We start from the raw sequence: 15,895 nt of genomic DNA on the forward strand, positions 1-15,895 counted from the left end.
AAAACTCAGAACCGGTGGCGAATGCCGAGCGTCACGCCGGTCTGGCGGAAACCGGTAAAGCCGCTTTGGCACAGCCAGACCGGCGCGCGTAGGCATACAAATTGCGTTCGATCCGGACCGGCTCGGAAGACAACACCCTCATCGACGCAGACGCTACGCCATGCCCAACATACCTGCTGCCGCTTCGCCGGCCCGCCTCTCCTCCGGAATCGAAGGTATCGACGACATTCTCGGAGGCGGCTTCACCCCCCACCGCATGTACCTTGTCGAAGGCGCGCCCGGCACAGGTAAAACTACCCTTGCGTTGCAATTCTTACTCAAGGGCGTGGCAGAAGGCCAAGTGGGCTTGTACATCACGCTGTCCGAGACACGCGCCGAGTTGATCTCGGTCGCGGACAGCCACGGCTGGGACCTCAGCCGGTTCACGATTCTTGAACTGCTGTCCGACGAAGGCCTCGATCCGCGCTACGAGCAAACGGTGTTGCACCCGGCCGAAGTCGAGCTCGGCGAGACCGTGCGCAACGTCATCGAGCAAGTCGACGAACTCAAGCCCGCGCGCATCGTGCTCGACAGTCTCTCCGAGTTACGTCTGTTGTCGCAAAACCCGTTGCGTTATCGCCGGCAGATTCTCGCGCTCAAGCGCTATTTCGCCACCCGCGAATGCACGGTGCTGCTACTCGACGACAATTCGTCGGACCCCGGCGATGTCCAGTTGCACAGCATCGCGCATGGCGTGATCGCCCTCGACAATCTCGTGCACGACTACGGCGGCAACCGGCGGCGCATGCGCGTCGCCAAGATGCGCGGCATCAAGTTCCGCGAGGGCTATCACGACTTCACGCTCGACACCGGCGGCATCCACGTTTATCCCCGGCTGGTAGCGGCCGAGCATCACGCGGCGTTCAAGACCGACGTGCTCAGCACCGGCACGGATGGCCTCGACGCGCTGCTCGGCGGCGGCCTGATTCCCGGCACCAACGCGCTGATGATCGGCCCATCGGGTGTCGGCAAAACCACCACGGTGGTGTCGTGCCTGATCGCGGCGCTCGAACGTGGCGAGCGCTGCGTCTACTACGTGTTCGACGAAACCCTCACCACGCTGATGATCCGCTGCGCGACGCTCGGCATGTACCTCGCGCCGCACGTCGAAAGCGGCTTGCTGACGCTGCGCCAGATCGATCCGGCAGAAATCTCGCCCGGCGAATTCGCGAGCGACGTGCGCGACTCGGTCGAAAAGAAAGGCGTGAAGTACGTCGCCATCGACAGTCTGAACGCCTATCTCCAGGCCATGCCCGGTGAGCGCTATCTGCTGCTGCAGATGCATGAATTGCTCGGCTATCTGAACCAGCAAGGCGTCGTCACGATGCTGGTGCTCGGTCAGCACGGCATCATCGGCGAAGTGCAGAACGATCTCGACATCAGCTATTTGAGCGACGTGGTCGTGCTGTTCCGCTATTTCGAACATCATGGCGAAGTACTGACGGCCGTGACCGCCGTGAAGAGCCGTGCCAACGCGCACGAACGCTCGATCCGCCAGTTCCGGCTCGGCCGCGGCGGCGTGGAAGTCGGCGAGGCATTGCGCGACTTCGAAGGCGTGCTCTCCGGCCTGCCTGCCTATCGCGGCAGCACCGCCCTGCTAGGCGCGCAGGATCGTCTCATCGACACGTCCCGGCAGTAACGATATGGAGCAACGCGTCCTTATCCTGGCGCCGTTTGGCCGCGACGCCGATGTGATTGCCGAAGTCCTGCAGAAGGACGCCCGTACCTCCGTTGCATGCCGTGACGCCAATGTCCTCGCCGAAGCGCTGGGCATCGGCGCGGGCAGCGCGCTGATCGCCGAGGAAGCCCTCGCGGACGGCCATGCATCGCGTCTGTTCGACTGGCTCGAACAACAGCCGGCGTGGTCCGACTTCCCCTTCATTCTGCTCGCCGCCAATCGCGTCGGACGCCGTTCGGCTCGCAGCCTCGAAGTGCTCGAGCGGCTCGGCAACGTAGTGGTCCTCGAGCGCCCGCTGAACTCGGAAACGCTGCGGCGCGCGGTAGGCTCGGCGCTGCGGGCGCGCTCGCGGCAGTACGAGTCGCGCCGCCATCTGGCCGAGCTGATCGAGGCGCAAGAGGCGCTAGTGCAACTCAACGATTCGCTGGAGAGCCGCATCGCCGAGCGCACGCACGAGCTCGCGTCCGCCAACAACCGGCTGATGATGGAGATTCACGAGCGCGCCAAAGTGCAGGCCGTGCTGGTGCAATCGCAGAAGATGGAAGCACTCGGGCAGCTCACCGGCGGCATCGCGCACGACTTCAACAACCTGCTGAACGTCATCATGGTCAACTCGGAGTTGATCGCGCGGGTGGGCAGCGACGATCGCATTCGCGCCATGGCTGCCACCGTCAAACGTGCAACCGAGCGAGGCGCGAAACTGACGGGGCAGTTGTTGACCTTCTCGCGCAACAGCAATCTCGATCTGAAAGCGGTGGACGTGGTGACCTTGCTGCAAGGCATGCGCGACATCATCACCGTGTCGCTCGGCTCGAGCATCCGTTACACCACCGAATTCGATTGCGAGGAAATGTGGACCCATGCCGACGCCAATCAGCTCGAACTGGCCATCCTCAATCTGACGATCAATGCGCGCGACGCGATGCCCAATGGCGGTCAGCTCGCCATTCACGTGAAAGAGCGCACAGCCCCCGATCAAACGCTCGAGGAGGGCCGGTATATCGTGCTCGAAGTCGCCGACACCGGCTCGGGGATCGCCCCCGACGTGGTCTCGCGCGTGTTCGATCCATTCTTCACGACCAAGCCGATCGGCAAAGGCACGGGCCTTGGCTTGAGCCAGGTCTACGGCATCGCGCGGCAAGCCGGCGGCACCGCACGTCTCTTTAGCGAAGAGCGTGTGGGCACCACGGTGGAGATCTGGCTGCCGTTGCGCGAGCGCGTGACCTCGCAGACCGAAGCGGTATCCGACGTCGAGGAGAATGCGGTCGGCGTGAAGCGCGTGCTGGTCGTCGAAGACGACGGCGAAGTGCGAGCAATGCTGGTCGAGTGTTTGCGCATGCTCGGCTACACCGTGACCGAAGCCGCTGACGGACAGGCCGGGCTGAATCGATTGCAAGACGACAACCCCGACCTGCTGGTGGTCGACTTCGCGATGCCCGGCATGAACGGCATCGACGTGATCGCCGCGGCGCGCAAGATGCGCGAGGACCTGCCGGTGATCCTCGCGACCGGTTATGCGGACGTGGACATTTCCGGCCTCGCCGTCAAGCGTTGCACGATCTTGCGCAAACCCTTCCAGCTCGACGACCTGGCGCGTACCGTCAGGCTCGGCCTCGCAGCCTGAAAAGAAGCCGCGGGGGCGGCCTTTAGTGCACGCAGTCTGAAGCTCGCCTTGGACTGTAGCGGGCGCCCCCCCCCCCCCCCGCTACAGCCACTACACATAGCGCGTCTTCACAAATATTCGCAATTCAATAGTTTGCTAACGAATATTTTGGAAATACAATATCGGCCATGACGAATCTCGATGCCTTGCGCCGCACCGTCAGCAGCACGTTGGTCGTCGCCGCCAGAAAATGGCGGCGCACGAGCCACGGCGTGCTCGCGGCCTTCAACGTCTCCGAAGCGTGCGCCACGCCGCTGCTCACCGCCAGCCGTCTCGGCGAAGCGGTGCGGCAGGTCACGCTGGCCGAATACATCGGTATTGAAGGGCCATCGCTGGTGCGGCTGCTCGATCAGTTGTGCGCGGCCGGCCTGATGCGCCGTGACGAAGATCCGGAGGACCGGCGCGCCAAGACGGTGGTGCTCACCGATGAAGGCCGCGCCGTCACGGCAAAAATGGAAGAAGAGCTCGTTACGCTGCGGGCACAAGCGTTGAAAGGTATCTCGCGCAGCGATCTCGAAGCGACCTTGCGCGTGCTGAAGGCTTTCACGGCCGAGGCAGCGCCACCGCACAATGGCGGGGATTCCGAGTAACGGTTTATGGTCTATCCCTCCATTCGCGACTGGTTGTTCTCCGTCAAGACTTTTGCGGCGGCGATGATCGCGCTCTACATCGGTCTCGCGCTCGAGTTGCCGCGCCCCTACTGGGCGATGGCCACCGTCTACATCGTGTCGAATCCGTTTGTCGGCGCGACCCGCTCCAAGGCGCTCTATCGTGCGCTCGGCACTGCGCTCGGCGCCTCGGCCGCGGTGCTGCTGGTGCCGCCGTTCGTCGAATCGCCGTATCTGTTCAGCGTGATCGTCGCGTTATGGACCGGCACGCTGCTGTATCTGGCGGTGGCCGACCGTACCGCGCGCAGCTACGTCTTTATGCTGGCGGCCTACACCATGCCGATCATCGCGTTGCCTTCGGTGACCAATCCTGCCGGTGTGTTCGATCTGGCGATCAGCCGCACCGAAGAGATCACACTCGGCATCGTGTGCGCGAGCATCGTCGGCAGTGCGCTGTTTCCCAGCCGGCTCGCGCCCACCATCATCGAGCGGACCGACGCGTGGTTTCGCGACGCCGCGTTCTATACGACCGAAACGCTCTCCGGGCGCATTGCCGGCGCGGCGATTTCGGGGGCCCGCCAGCGGATCGCGGTCACGATCAACGGGCTGGAACTGCTGCTGAGCCAGCTCGCTTACGATCACACCCGGCCGGACATTCTGGCCCGTACTCATGAGCTGCGCGGGCGCATGCAGTTGCTGCTGCCCATGACGTCGGCGCTGGCCGATCCGCTGATCGCGCTCTACAACAGCGGCCGGCAGACATGGCCCGAGGGCCTCGAAGCCTTGCTCAACGACGTCATCAAGTGGTTCGAGGCGCCGCTGCCCGCAGCCAGCCGCGGCATCCACCCCGACCTCGCCGCCGACGCGCTGCGCGCGCGCATCGCGGCGATGCAGCCGCCGCCGGCCGCGCTCGCGAACTGGGACAGCGCGCTGCTTTCGAATGCGCTGTGGCGCATGAAACAGGTGATCGACGTCTGGCAGGACTGCCGCTCGCTGCGCATCATCATCACGCGCGAAGAAGGCTCGTGGCGCCCCCGCTTTCGCCATTGGCGGCTGGGCGGCACCGAGCGCTTCTTCGACCGCGGCATCATGTTGTTTTCGGCGGCTTCCGCGGGTGCCGCGGTGATCATTGCGTGCAGCCTGTGGATCAGTTCCGGCTGGGCAGACGGCGCCAGTGCGGTGACGCTCGCGGCGGTGGCCTGCTGCTTCTTCGCCGCGCTCGACGAGCCCGCGCCCATGGTGTTCAGGTTCTTCGTCGCCACGGCGATCGCCGTAGTGGCCGCCGGCATCTATCTGTTCGTCGTGCTGCCGCACGTGCATGATTTCGCGATGCTGGTCATCCTGTTCGCCGCGCCGTTCATTCTGGTGGGCACCTTGATGCCGCGCCCGCAGTTCAACCTGGTCACGGTGCTGGTGGCCGTCAACACCGCCACCTTCATCAGCATTCAGGACGCCTACTCGGCCGACTTCCTGATCTTCATGAACAGCAATCTCGCGGGCCTCGCCGGCTTGCTCTATGCCTATCTGTGGACTCGCGTGACGCGGCCGTTCGGTGCCGAACTCGCGGCCTCGCGGCTATTGCGCTCGAGTTGGGCCGACGTGGCGCTGACCGCCTCCACCCGCACGATCGACGACCCGCGCAATCTCGCCGCGCGCATGCTCGACCGCCTGATGCAGCTGATCCCGCGTCTTGCCGCCACGGACGACCATCGCCATCCGTCGATCGAAAGCTTCCGCGATCTGCGCATTGCTTTCAATGCACTGGATTTACGCCGCTTGACCGCCAAACTCGGCGGCGATGCGCCGGCCGCGATCGCGCATGTGCTTGAAGACGTGCAGCAATACTTCGAATCGTGTGTCGATCTGCGGGTGCGCCAACCGGTGCCGCAAAGCTTGATGTCGTCGATCGATGCAGCCGTGGCGCGCGTCACGGCCCAAGGGCTCGCCAATGCCGACGCACCGAGCGCGACCTCGGCAACCTCGGCGCGCCGATTGCGCGACGCGCTGCATGCCCTGGTCGGCTTGCGTCTTTCGCTGTTTCCGGCCACGCTGCTCATACCCACGCCGCCCGAGCCGGAAGCCGCTGCCTGATGCGCCCGTCCCGCCATCCCATCCATCCCTTTGCCCATTTCCGCGATGATCGGTGAAATCGATATCTTCGGCGTGTTCGTGCCGGCCGTGCTCGTGCTGATGTTGATCGCCTATCTGATCAACCTGGGCATCCGCACGGTGCTCGCACGCGTCGGCTTTTACCGCTTCGTCTGGCACCGTTCCATTTTCGATCTCGGCATCTATGTGCTGGTGCTGGGCCTTGTCGTTGTCGTTTCGCACAGACTAATAACGTGAAAAAAACCTGGTTCTCCGTCGGTCAAATTCTGCTGACCCTGATCGTCGTTGTGGTGGCAGCCTTCGTGCTGTGGAAACTGGTCGCCTATTACATGTTCGCGCCGTGGACCCGCGATGGCCACGTGCGCGCCGACGTGATCCAGGTCGCGCCGGATATCTCAGGTCTGATTTCATCGGTCGAGGTAGCCGATAACCAGCAGGTCAAGCAAGGCCAGGTGCTGTTCGTGATCGATCAGGCCCGCTATGCGCTCGCACTGCGCCAGGCGCAGGCCACCGCGCAGCAGCGCCGCGCCACCCTCGACCAGGCGCGCCGCGAAGATGCGCGTAATCGCCAGCTCGGCAACCTCGTTGCGGCGGAAGTCTCGGAAGAAAGCCGCTCGCGTGTCGAAACGGCGGAGGCCGCACTCGCCGATGCGAACGTCGCGATCGATACCGCCAGGCTCAATCTGCAACGCACCACGATCGTGAGTCCGGTGGACGGTTATCTGAACGACCGCGCGCCGCGTACCGGCGAGTTCGTCTCCGCGGGGCACGCGGTGCTGGCGGTGGTGGATATGCATTCGTTCCGCGTCGACGGGTATTTCGAAGAAACCAAGATGCGCGGCATCGACATCGGCCAGCGAGTCGATATTCAGGTAATGGGCGAGCCGACTGTACTGCGTGGTCATGTGCAAAGCATCGTCGCGGGGATTGAAGACCGCGACCGCACGCAAGGGTCGAATCTGCTGCCGAATGTGAATCCCGCCTTTAGCTGGGTGCGGCTCGCGCAGCGGATTCCGGTGCGCGTGGCGCTCGACGAGGTGCCCACCGACTTTCGTCTGATCGCCGGCCGCACGGCGACGGTGTCGGTGCGCGAGCTGTCGCCGACCGGTAAGCCACGTCCGGCTGCGGGGGCTTCGGGCGCGGTGGATTCGTCGGCGGCTTCGGCTTCGGCTTCGGCTTCGGCTTCGGCTTCGGCTTCGGCTTCGGCTTCGGCTTCGGCTTCGGCTTCGGCTTCGGCTTCGGCTTCGGCTTCGGCTTCGGCGGCGGCGGCGGCTTCGGCTACGTCTGCTGTTCCGGCGGTCTCAGCTGCTTCGGCTACGCAGCCGGCATCTGCTGCCGTCATGTCGGGCGCATCGCAATGAAGCTGTCGCGTGCCCTGCCCTTATTGCCGCGGCTGCCGTTGTTGCCGCTGTTGCCATTAGCCGTGGCGCTCAACGGCTGCGTGAACGTCGGCCCGGATTACTCCCTGCCGAAGCAGGCTCTGGTCAACGCGCCCCTCGCCAATGCGCCGATCGAAGGCGCCGATGCCAAACTGACCACTCGGCAGGACGTGCCCGCGATCTGGTGGAAGCTCTATGACGATCCGGTACTGAACAGCCTCGTCGACGAAGCGCTGCAATCGAATACCGACTTACGCGTCGCGGCGGCCAACCTCGCGCGTTCGCGTGAAGCGCTCGGCGTCGCGCAGGCGCAAGGCGGCTTCTCCGGCAAGACGTCGGCGGCCTTCGAGCGGGCTCAGGAATCGGCCGAACAGTATCTGCTGTTCAACAAACTGCCGGTCGCTAACGAAGGCGACATCGGCATCAGCATCTCGTACGAAATCGATCTGTTCGGCAAGCTGCGGCGGGGTGTCGAAGCAGCGGCGGCCGATACGGAATCCGTGCAGGCGGCCGGCGATCTCGCGCGGATCACGGTAGTGGCCGACGTGGTGCGCTCTTACGTCGAACAATGCTCAGCCGCCGAGGAACTCCGAATCGCGCAACAGTCGCTGGCGTTGCAAAAGCAACGCGTGGACGTGTCGCGCCGATTGCGCGACGCGGGCCGCGGCAATCAGCCTGACGTGACACGCGGGCAGACTCAAGTCGATACCTTGTCGGCGGATATCCCACGCTATACGGCGCGCCGCCAGATCGCGCAATACCGGCTCGCGGCACTGCTGGCGCGCGCACCGTCCGATTTGCCACCGGCCGTGCTGGCCTGCAACACGCTGCCGCAAGTCCGTCAGCCGATCCCGGTCGGTGACGGCGCCGCGCTGCTCAAGCGCCGCCCGGACGTGCGCGAGGCCGAACGCCAACTGGCGGCGTCGACGGCGCGCATCGGCGTTGCAACCGGCGCGCTATATCCGACGGTGAGCATCGGGGCATCGGCGGGTTTGACCGGGATTCTCGAGGACCTCGGCACGTCACCGACGGCCCGTTGGGCCTTCGGTCCATTAATCAGTTGGACCTTTCCGAGCAATGGCGCGCGTGGCCGGGTCCGCGAAGCGGCGGCGTCGAGCAACGTGGCGCTGGCGAAGTTCGACGGCGTGGTGCTGACCGCGCTGCGCGAAACCGAGACCAACCTCGCGACCTATGCGTCGGATTCAGCCCGCGCCGATGCTCTGCGTGCCGCGTTGAAATCGGCCACGGAGTCGGCGGATGAAACGCATCGGCTGTATCAAGCGGGACGCGAGTCGTTCATTTCGGATCTCGACGCGACGCGCACGCTGACTTCGACGAAGTCGCAGGTCGCGGCCGCGGAAGGTCAGGTGGCGATCGATCAGGTCAATCTGTTCCTCGCGCTTGGCGGTGGGTGGGAGATCGATGCGCAGACGGCGCCGGGGGCTGCGGGGCCTGGAGCTGCGACCCCCACTGCTGCCGCGGCGGCTAAGGTCGTGCCATCGGCGGCCACTAAAGCGCCCTGACAGGGTTTCATCGACTCGGGTGGGGTCTTGGATGGCCGCTGCAATGCCAATCCAGTGCTCGGGGATATCGCTGCTTTGGAAGGCGCCGTTTTCGGGCAGGTGGGCGGCAAACCGGCGATGGCCTGAACCCTTCCGCCTCGCCTCATCCGGGTAAATCACTATCACCGGAAAGCTTTCTTTTACCTTTCAACTCAGGTTAAATACGAGCCTCAACACCACGTTATGGGGTCACGTATGTCGCATTTTCTGCAAGGCGCAGCCACACTGGGTGGATGTATCGGCGTTTTCACGGTAGTCGTCGCGGTCGTGGAGATGCTGGCGAATTGAGTTCGCCTGGTGCCTGATTGGCTCGTGATTGACGTGATTGCCGCGTGATTGGCGAGTGACCGGCTTACGCGGGCGCCTGTGCCCGCCGCAGCGTTTTTCAGCCCCTAAACAGGCCGCCGCTTCGCAGCCGCCTGGTGAATCGCCGCCCGCACCCTCGGATACGTGCCGCAACGGCACACGATGTTGGACATCGCCGCGTCGATGTCCGCATCGGTGGGATCAGGCTTCTGCTTGAGCAGCGCGCAGGCGGCCATCAACTGCGCGCTCTGGCAATAACCGCACTGCACCACGTCGAGATCGATCCACGCCGCTTTTAGCGCCTGCGCTTCGGCGCCCTGCACGCCTTCGATGGTCGTGATCTTCTGCGAGTGCAAGCTCGACATGGGCGTCTGGCAGGCAAGACCCGCCTTGCCGTCCAGATGGATCGTGCATGCGCCGCAAATGCCCACGCCGCAGCCGAACTTGGTGCCGGTCATGCCGAGGTCGCAGCGCAGCACCCACAGAAGCGGCATGTCCGGTTCGGCTTGCACGGCCACCGCCCGGCCGTTGATGTTCAGCGATCCCATGCTTGTCTCCGTCAATCCGATGCGTTTCATGCAAGCCTCAACGGCAATGCGCGCAAGCGCTGACCGGTCAGCGCGAATATCGCGTTGGCCACCGCCGGCGCGACCGGCGGCACGCCCAGTTCGCCGACGCCTTGCGGGTGCATCTGGCTCGGCATGATGTCGGTTTCGATCACCGGGCAATCGTTCATCCGCACGACGGGGAAGTCGACGAAGTTCTGCTGCGTCACCTGTCCGGCGTTGATGGTGATTTTGTCCTGCAACGCTGTCGAGAGGCCAAACACGATGCCGCTCTCCATCTGCTGACGAATCAGGTTCGGATTCACCGGCAGTCCGCAGTCGATCACGCAGACCACCCGATGCACGCGAATCTGTTTATTCGGACCGACCGATACCTCCGCCACTTGCGCGACGACACTGCCGAACGCTTCGTGCAGCGCAACGCCACGCGCCTGCTTGCTGCCGTCGGCGCGGTGAGCCATTGGACGGCCCCAATCCGATAGCGCGGCAACGCGCCTTAACACGGCCAGGTGACGCGGATGCTGCGCGAGCAGCGACGCGCGAAACGCAATCGGGTCCTGACCGGTGGCTACGGCGAGTTCGTCGGTAAAACCCTCGGTGAAAAACGCCTGATGCGAATGGCCGACCGATCGCCAGAATCCAATCGGCACCGGCAATTCGACGATCTTGTGTGCCACGCGCGCGGTGGGCCATTCGTAGGGCTGATCGAACGCGCCTTCGCAGGTAGTCTTGTCGATCGGAATACGGGGCGCGCCGTAGTAACGCGCGAGCGCGTCCGGCACGATCGCCTGACTCGCGGACGTGGCATGCCACGCGACCAGCTTGCCGTCCTTGTCGAAACCGGCCTTCAATCGCGATACGCACGCCGGACGATAAAAATCATGAGTGAAGTCCTCCGCACGCGACCAGATTGTTTGCACCGGGCGACCACCGCCCTCGCGCGCAATCGCCGCGGCTTGCGCGATGAAATCGAGTTCGAGACGGCGCCCGAAAGCACCGCCGAGCAGTTGCGTTTGCACGTCGACCTTGTCGGTGTCGATGTCCAGCACCTTCGCCACGTGCAGCCGCGCGAGGGCCGGCATTTGCGTCGAGACCCAGACGGTGGCCGCGCCGTCCGCCACCTGGACCGTGCAATTCACCGGTTCGACCGCGCCGTGCGCGAGATACGGTGCGTGATACTCGGCGGTGAGGGTTCGCGCCGCGCCGCTCAATGCGGCGTCGGCGTCACCGCGATGGTAGTAGGCGTGGCCGTCGCTGCTGTCCAGCATTTGCGCGAGGTGGGCGTCGACATCCGCGCTCGATAGCGTGGCCGCGGGACCGTTGTTCCACACTACGTTGACGGCGCTGACCGCGTTCATCGCGCGGAACGGGTTGTCCGCGATAACCGCGACGGCGCCGCTGCCGCCGGCGTAGGGCGGTAACGCGAACGCCTTGATAAAACCCGGCATTCTGGTGGCGGGCGTGGCGTCGAAATGCGCCACCGTGCCGCCCAGTGTCGGACACATCACCACGCTCGCATAGATGAGACGGTCGGGCAGCGCGTCGATGCCAAACCGGGCAGTCCCGTTGATTTTCGACGCGGCTTCGATGCGTCGCATCGGCTTGCCGATCAGTTTGAAGTCCGCAGGATCTTTCAGCGCGACCTTGCGCGGCAGTGGTTGTTGCGCGGCCAACGTGGAGAGTTCGCCGAAGCTCACCCTGTGGCCTGATGTGTGCAGTACGTAGCCGCCTTCCGTTCGGCATTCGCCGGGCGGCACCTTCCATTGACCGGCCGCCGCGCCGACCAGCATCGCGCGCGCCGAGGCACCGGCTTCGCGCATCGGCGTCCATAGATCGTTCATGCTCGATGAACCGCCCGTCATCATCGTGCCGGCGTCGCGCACTAGCTTGCGGGTCAGCCAGACCGTGGCGCGCTTGACCGTGCTGTCGTCGTCCGGACGAAACGGCAGATCGTCGATGATGTTCTGCACGCTGTTGTAGATCTTGTCGATCGGCGAGTTTTCCACTCGAACGTGCGACCAGTCGGCATCCAGTTCCTCGGCCAGCAGCATCGCGAGGCCGGTGTGGATACCCTGGCCCATTTCCGCTTTGCACATCATGATCGTGACGCTGTTGTCGGCGGCGATTTTGACCCAGCCGTTGAGCGCGAGCTGGCTGCCTTCGGCCGGCAGCGGCGTGGCGGTGGTCAGGCGCTGGCCCGGCGGCAACACCGACCAGCCGACCAGCAACGCGCCGAGCGCGCCGGCGCCGCCTAGCAGGAAGGTTCTGCGCTTTAACATCGTATGACTCGATCAGCTTGCACGATGGCGGGGAAGCTGTGGAAGCGCGGCGCACGCTCGGGATTAGTACTTCAGAACACTAATAAGACGGGCGAGCGGGGGTGCAACTGAAATTCGGATGTTTAAGTCATTCAGTGCCATAGGGGCAGATGAGCGCTGAAGAAGGTGGAAGCGCCCGCGCATGCCGTGTGATGTTCCATTAAATGCCATCCGACGAGCAGCGACACGCTGCAATGCAACCTCGCCAATCCACGGTTGGACAAGATGCGACGTATTCCCCTGAGGGTGCCATTGTTGATCGATCGCAAATGGAGCCGCTATACAACCCTCACGGTCCACGCGGTCGGGATATAAACAACGGCTTCCCGGAGTGTCCGATTTCCCCATTCATACAAATTTTTGTATAATCTCATGATCGATGCGAAACCATTGAGGTTCTGCGGCAGCGCACTGGACGACTTGCGCGAATTCTCGCTCTCGGCTCGACGTGACGCGGGCCACCAACTCGATCAAGTCCAGCGCGGTCGGGATCCCGACGACTGGAAACCAGTGAACACGATAGGCCAAGGGGTGCGGGAAATCCGAATTCGAGACGCGAACGGCGCATTCCGTATCATTTACGTGGCCAAGTTCGCCGAGGCGGTTTACGTGCTTCATTGTTTTCAGAAAAAGACTCAGAAAACCAGCAAAGCAGATCTGGATCTAGCCACCCAGCGCTATCGCGACTTGAAAGGCATTAAGCCATGAGCAATCAAACATATTCGAGCGTCTGGGACGCCATCGAAGACACGCCCGAACAGGCGCAAAACATGAAGCTTCGTTCGGTGCTGATGATGGCACTCAAGGACCATATCACCCGTGCCGGAATGAGCCAGGCAGAGGCCGCCAGGCACTTCTGCGTCACCCAGCCACGTGTGTCCGATCTCATGCGCGGCAAGATCAATCTGTTCGCGCTCGATGCATTGGTCAATATGGCGGCAGCGGCAAACATGCGTATCGAGATGCGCGTGTCGGACACCCCTGCGAAGCGCAGTGCCGGCACCGCGAGCGTGAAGACCGTAGCGCGCAAAAAGCCTGCAACACCAGTCAAAAAACCGGTAGCGCCAAAGAAGCCCGCGGCTAAAGCACCAGCGCGACGCAGTAAGAGTGACGCAGCAGCTATCGCGCACCTCCGTTGACCGGCGACTCAATCGGAGCGAGCTATAAAGCTGTAATGCGGCCTTGTCCGTCGAGGCCGCATCACTGTCACGACATACTCCGGTGCTAAACGCACCCTGAAATCATCCGTTCTCCCGAATCATCTCAATCAACGCCCGCAGTCCCGCCGGCACATGGCGCCGCCCCGGATAGTAGAGACACAGCCCGTCGAACGGCGGCGTCCAGTCTTCCAGCACGCGCTGCAGCGTACCCGCCTTCAGGTCCGCAGCCACGTTCCATTCGGTCATATACGCCAACCCGAAGCCCTCGCGGGCCGCCTGCATCACCAGCAAAGGTTCATCGAGCGTCAGCGTGCCCTGCACATCCACGCTGCTCGCCTCGCCACGCCGCTCGAATTCCCAGTGATAAATGCGCCCGCTCGGCATGCGCAGCCGGATACAACGGTGCGCGCGCAGATCGTCGGGCGTGCGCGGCTTGGGATGATCGGCGAAATAAGCTGGACTCCCAACTACTGCAAAGCGCTGCGGTTCGTTGAACGGGACCGCGATCATGTCCTGCGGCACGGACTCAGCGAGACGAATGCCGGCGTCAAAGCCTTCCACCACGATGTCGATCATGCGCCCCTCCGTGACGAGATCAAGCTTCATCTCCGGATAGCGGCGCAGGTAGTCCAGCAATAAGGGCATGACCTGCCGCGCCGCGCCTGTCGAGGTGTTGATGCGCAGCGTACCCGCAGGTGTGTCGCGATAGCTGCCGGCCTGCTCGATGGCCACGCGTATCGTCGATAGCGCGGGCGCCACGCTGTCGACGAATTGCGCGCCCGCTTCGGATAACGACACGCTGCGCGTCGTGCGATTGAACAGCCGCACCCCGATGCGCGCCTCCAAGGCCGCGACCGCATGGCTGAGCGCCGACGTCGACACGCCCAGTTCCGTCGCCGCCGCGCGAAAGCTGCGATGGCGCGCCACCGCCAGCACGCCTTCCAGTTCGCTCAAACCGGGCGTTTTCATTATCCCATCCTGTTCAATGAATCATCCTTGATTATATGGCTAGTCAACCTAATCCCTTGAGCCTATCTTTGATGCAACACGACTTTCTGGCCAGGAGCTTTCATGCAGCAAATCGACAAGGTGTATATCGACGGCGGGTTCGTCACGCCGCACGGCGAGGAGTGGTTCGAGCTGTTCAATCCGGCTAAGGAGACGGTCATCGGCAAGGTGCGTCTCGCCGACGCAGAAGACGCGCGCCGCGCCATTGCCGCCGCCAAACGCGCCTTCCCGCAGTTTTCGCGCACGAGCAAAGAGGAGCGCATCACGCTGCTCGAACGCATGCACGACGCGGTTCACGCAAGAGAGGACGAGCTCTTCGAAGCGATCGTCGACGAATATGGCGCACCGGTTTCACGTGCGCGCTGGATGGCGAAGTATCCGGCCGACGTGATTGCGAACGTCGTCACGGTGCTGCGAACCTACGATTTCACGCGGCGCGCCGGCACGGCCGACGTCGTCATGCAACCGCTTGGCGTCGCCGGACTGATCACGCCGTGGAATAGCAATGGCGGCTTCATTTGCGGAAAACTGGCGGCGGCCGTGGCGGCCGGCTGCACGGCCGTGATCAAACCGAGCGAGATGAGCGCGATCCAGACGCGGATCGTTACCGAGGCATTGCACGAAGCCGGTTTGCCGGCTGGCGCATTCAACATTGTCACGGGCCGCGGCGAAACCGTCGGCGCGGAAATCAGCGCGCATCCCGATGTGGCGAAGATTTCCTTCACCGGATCGACGGCTGTCGGCAAGACGATTCTGCGCACCGGCGCCGAGACATTGAAGCGTGTCACGTTGGAGTTGGGCGGCAAATCGCCGGTGCTTATCCTCGACGACGCCGATTTCGCTGAAGCGGTGCCCCTGGCGCTCCAGGCCGGTTTTATGAACAGCGGCCAGGCATGTATTGCCGGCACGCGCATTCTGGTCCCGCAAAGCCGCCTCGCGGAATTTGAAGAGCGGGTGCGGGGCGAAGTCGCTCGCACGCAAGCCGGTGATCCGCGCGATCCAGTTACGCAGATCGGCCCGATGGTCAGCCGCAAACAGTGGGAACGCGTGCAGCGCTATATCCGCACTGGCATCGACGAAGGTGCGCGCCTGATTGCCGGTGGCGAAGGCCGTCCCGAAGGACTGGAGCGCGGCTGGTTCGTGCGGCCCACCGTGTTTAGTGGCGTCAACAACGACATGACGATTGCCCGCGAGGAGATTTTTGGGCCGGTGCTGTCGATCATTGCGTATCGCGATACCGAGGAGGCGATCGCGATCGCCAATGACACAAGCTACGGGCTGCAAGCTTACGTACTCTCAGCCGATGCGGCGCGAGCTCGCGCAGTGGCCACTCGCATCGACGCGGGGCGCGTGCTGGTCAATACGTTGGCACACGAACCGGCTGCACCGTTCGGCGGCTTCAAGCAATCGGGCATCGGCAGGGAATACGGTACGTTCGGGCTGGAGGCCTTCATGGAGCCGAAGTCGCTTCTCGGTGTGAACTGACAACGGGTCTTTGA

General features: G+C 63.6%; 12 protein-coding genes and 1 pseudogene. 10 read left to right on the forward strand and 3 right to left on the reverse strand.

The window, feature by feature from the left end; all coding sequences use genetic code 11:
• Positions 1–160: 160 nt before the first annotated feature.
• From P0D84_RS35735 to P0D84_RS35765, 7 genes are all read left to right on the forward strand, one after another.
• Positions 161–1,678, forward strand: coding sequence for an ATPase domain-containing protein (locus tag P0D84_RS35735; protein WP_408344885.1), 1,518 nt, complete (start codon positions 161–163; stop codon positions 1,676–1,678).
• Between the two features lie 4 nt (positions 1,679–1,682).
• Positions 1,683–3,341: an ATP-binding protein gene (locus tag P0D84_RS35740; protein ID WP_408344888.1), complete on the forward strand. Its 1,659-nt coding sequence runs from the start codon at positions 1,683–1,685 to the stop codon at positions 3,339–3,341.
• A gap of 167 nt (positions 3,342–3,508) precedes the next feature.
• On the forward strand, positions 3,509–3,970 hold the full coding sequence (locus P0D84_RS35745; protein ID WP_408344891.1) for a MarR family winged helix-turn-helix transcriptional regulator: 462 nt from the start codon (positions 3,509–3,511) through the stop codon (positions 3,968–3,970).
• Positions 3,971–3,976: 6 nt separating this feature from the next.
• On the forward strand, positions 3,977–6,079 hold the full coding sequence (locus P0D84_RS35750) for an FUSC family protein (RefSeq protein WP_408344894.1): 2,103 nt from the start codon (positions 3,977–3,979) through the stop codon (positions 6,077–6,079).
• Between the two features lie 45 nt (positions 6,080–6,124).
• Positions 6,125–6,334, forward strand: a complete 210-nt coding sequence (locus tag P0D84_RS35755) for a DUF1656 domain-containing protein (RefSeq protein ID WP_323045610.1) — start codon at positions 6,125–6,127, stop codon at positions 6,332–6,334.
• The gene (locus P0D84_RS35760) at positions 6,331–7,458 is read left to right on the forward strand and encodes an efflux RND transporter periplasmic adaptor subunit (protein WP_408344899.1); all 1,128 of its coding nucleotides are present in this window, start codon (positions 6,331–6,333) and stop codon (positions 7,456–7,458) included. Before P0D84_RS35755 ends, P0D84_RS35760 begins: the two co-directional genes overlap by 4 nt.
• Positions 7,455–8,999 (forward strand): efflux transporter outer membrane subunit, encoded by a 1,545-nt coding sequence (locus P0D84_RS35765; RefSeq protein ID WP_408344902.1) that lies wholly within the window; start codon positions 7,455–7,457, stop codon positions 8,997–8,999. Before P0D84_RS35760 ends, P0D84_RS35765 begins: the two co-directional genes overlap by 4 nt.
• Before the next feature lie 431 nt (positions 9,000–9,430).
• On the opposite strand, the gene P0D84_RS35770 is transcribed toward P0D84_RS35765, so the two are convergent.
• Together P0D84_RS35770 and P0D84_RS35775 are read right to left on the reverse strand one after the other, a co-directional pair.
• Entirely contained in the window at positions 9,431–9,892 is a 462-nt protein-coding gene (locus tag P0D84_RS35770) for a (2Fe-2S)-binding protein (protein WP_408344905.1), read from the reverse strand.
• A 26-nt stretch (positions 9,893–9,918) separates the two neighbouring features.
• A complete protein-coding gene (locus P0D84_RS35775) occupies positions 9,919–12,189 on the reverse strand; it encodes a xanthine dehydrogenase family protein molybdopterin-binding subunit (RefSeq protein WP_408344908.1) in 2,271 nt (756 codons plus the stop codon).
• Between the two features lie 411 nt (positions 12,190–12,600).
• Here P0D84_RS35775 and P0D84_RS35780 point away from each other — a divergent pair, with 411 nt between their 5' ends.
• Positions 12,601–12,936 carry a type II toxin-antitoxin system RelE/ParE family toxin gene (locus tag P0D84_RS35780; RefSeq protein WP_408344911.1) on the forward strand — a complete coding sequence of 112 codons (336 nt, stop codon included), beginning with the start codon at positions 12,601–12,603 and terminating at the stop codon, positions 12,934–12,936.
• A pseudogene (locus P0D84_RS35785) lies at positions 12,933–13,205 on the forward strand (helix-turn-helix domain-containing protein); the annotation flags it as partial. The gene P0D84_RS35780 and the pseudogene P0D84_RS35785, both read left to right, overlap by 4 nt.
• Positions 13,206–13,469: 264 nt before the next feature.
• Here P0D84_RS35785 and P0D84_RS35790 read toward each other — a convergent pair.
• A complete protein-coding gene (locus P0D84_RS35790) occupies positions 13,470–14,357 on the reverse strand; it encodes a LysR family transcriptional regulator (RefSeq protein ID WP_408344914.1) in 888 nt (295 codons plus the stop codon).
• 102 nt (positions 14,358–14,459) lie between these two features.
• On the opposite strand from P0D84_RS35790, the gene P0D84_RS35795 reads away from it, so the two are divergent.
• The gene (locus P0D84_RS35795) at positions 14,460–15,881 is read left to right on the forward strand and encodes an aldehyde dehydrogenase family protein (protein ID WP_408344917.1); all 1,422 of its coding nucleotides are present in this window, start codon (positions 14,460–14,462) and stop codon (positions 15,879–15,881) included.
• The last annotated feature ends 14 nt before the right edge of the window (positions 15,882–15,895 follow it).

Origin of the sequence: Paraburkholderia sp. RL17-337-BIB-A (genome assembly GCF_046025895.1) — a bacterium.
GTDB classification, from domain to species: Bacteria; Pseudomonadota; Gammaproteobacteria; order Burkholderiales; family Burkholderiaceae; genus Paraburkholderia; species Paraburkholderia fungorum_C.

What these genes read in the sequence shown, in the direction of transcription:
- P0D84_RS35740 (WP_408344888.1), top strand. Translation starts at nt 1,683, where the DNA reads ATGGAGCAACGCGTCCTTATCCTGGCGCCGTTTGGCCGCGACGCCGAT.
- P0D84_RS35780 (WP_408344911.1), top strand. Translation starts at nt 12,601, where the DNA reads ATGATCGATGCGAAACCATTGAGGTTCTGCGGCAGCGCACTGGACGAC.
- P0D84_RS35790 (WP_408344914.1), bottom strand. Translation starts at nt 14,357, where the DNA reads ATGAAAACGCCCGGTTTGAGCGAACTGGAAGGCGTGCTGGCGGTGGCG.
- P0D84_RS35745 (WP_408344891.1), top strand. Translation starts at nt 3,509, where the DNA reads ATGACGAATCTCGATGCCTTGCGCCGCACCGTCAGCAGCACGTTGGTC.
- P0D84_RS35765 (WP_408344902.1), top strand. Translation starts at nt 7,455, where the DNA reads ATGAAGCTGTCGCGTGCCCTGCCCTTATTGCCGCGGCTGCCGTTGTTG.
- P0D84_RS35795 (WP_408344917.1), top strand. Translation starts at nt 14,460, where the DNA reads ATGCAGCAAATCGACAAGGTGTATATCGACGGCGGGTTCGTCACGCCG.
- P0D84_RS35735 (WP_408344885.1), top strand. Translation starts at nt 161, where the DNA reads ATGCCCAACATACCTGCTGCCGCTTCGCCGGCCCGCCTCTCCTCCGGA.
- P0D84_RS35755 (WP_323045610.1), top strand. Translation starts at nt 6,125, where the DNA reads ATGATCGGTGAAATCGATATCTTCGGCGTGTTCGTGCCGGCCGTGCTC.
- P0D84_RS35775 (WP_408344908.1), bottom strand. Translation starts at nt 12,189, where the DNA reads ATGTTAAAGCGCAGAACCTTCCTGCTAGGCGGCGCCGGCGCGCTCGGC.
- P0D84_RS35750 (WP_408344894.1), top strand. Translation starts at nt 3,977, where the DNA reads ATGGTCTATCCCTCCATTCGCGACTGGTTGTTCTCCGTCAAGACTTTT.
- P0D84_RS35770 (WP_408344905.1), bottom strand. Translation starts at nt 9,892, where the DNA reads ATGGGATCGCTGAACATCAACGGCCGGGCGGTGGCCGTGCAAGCCGAA.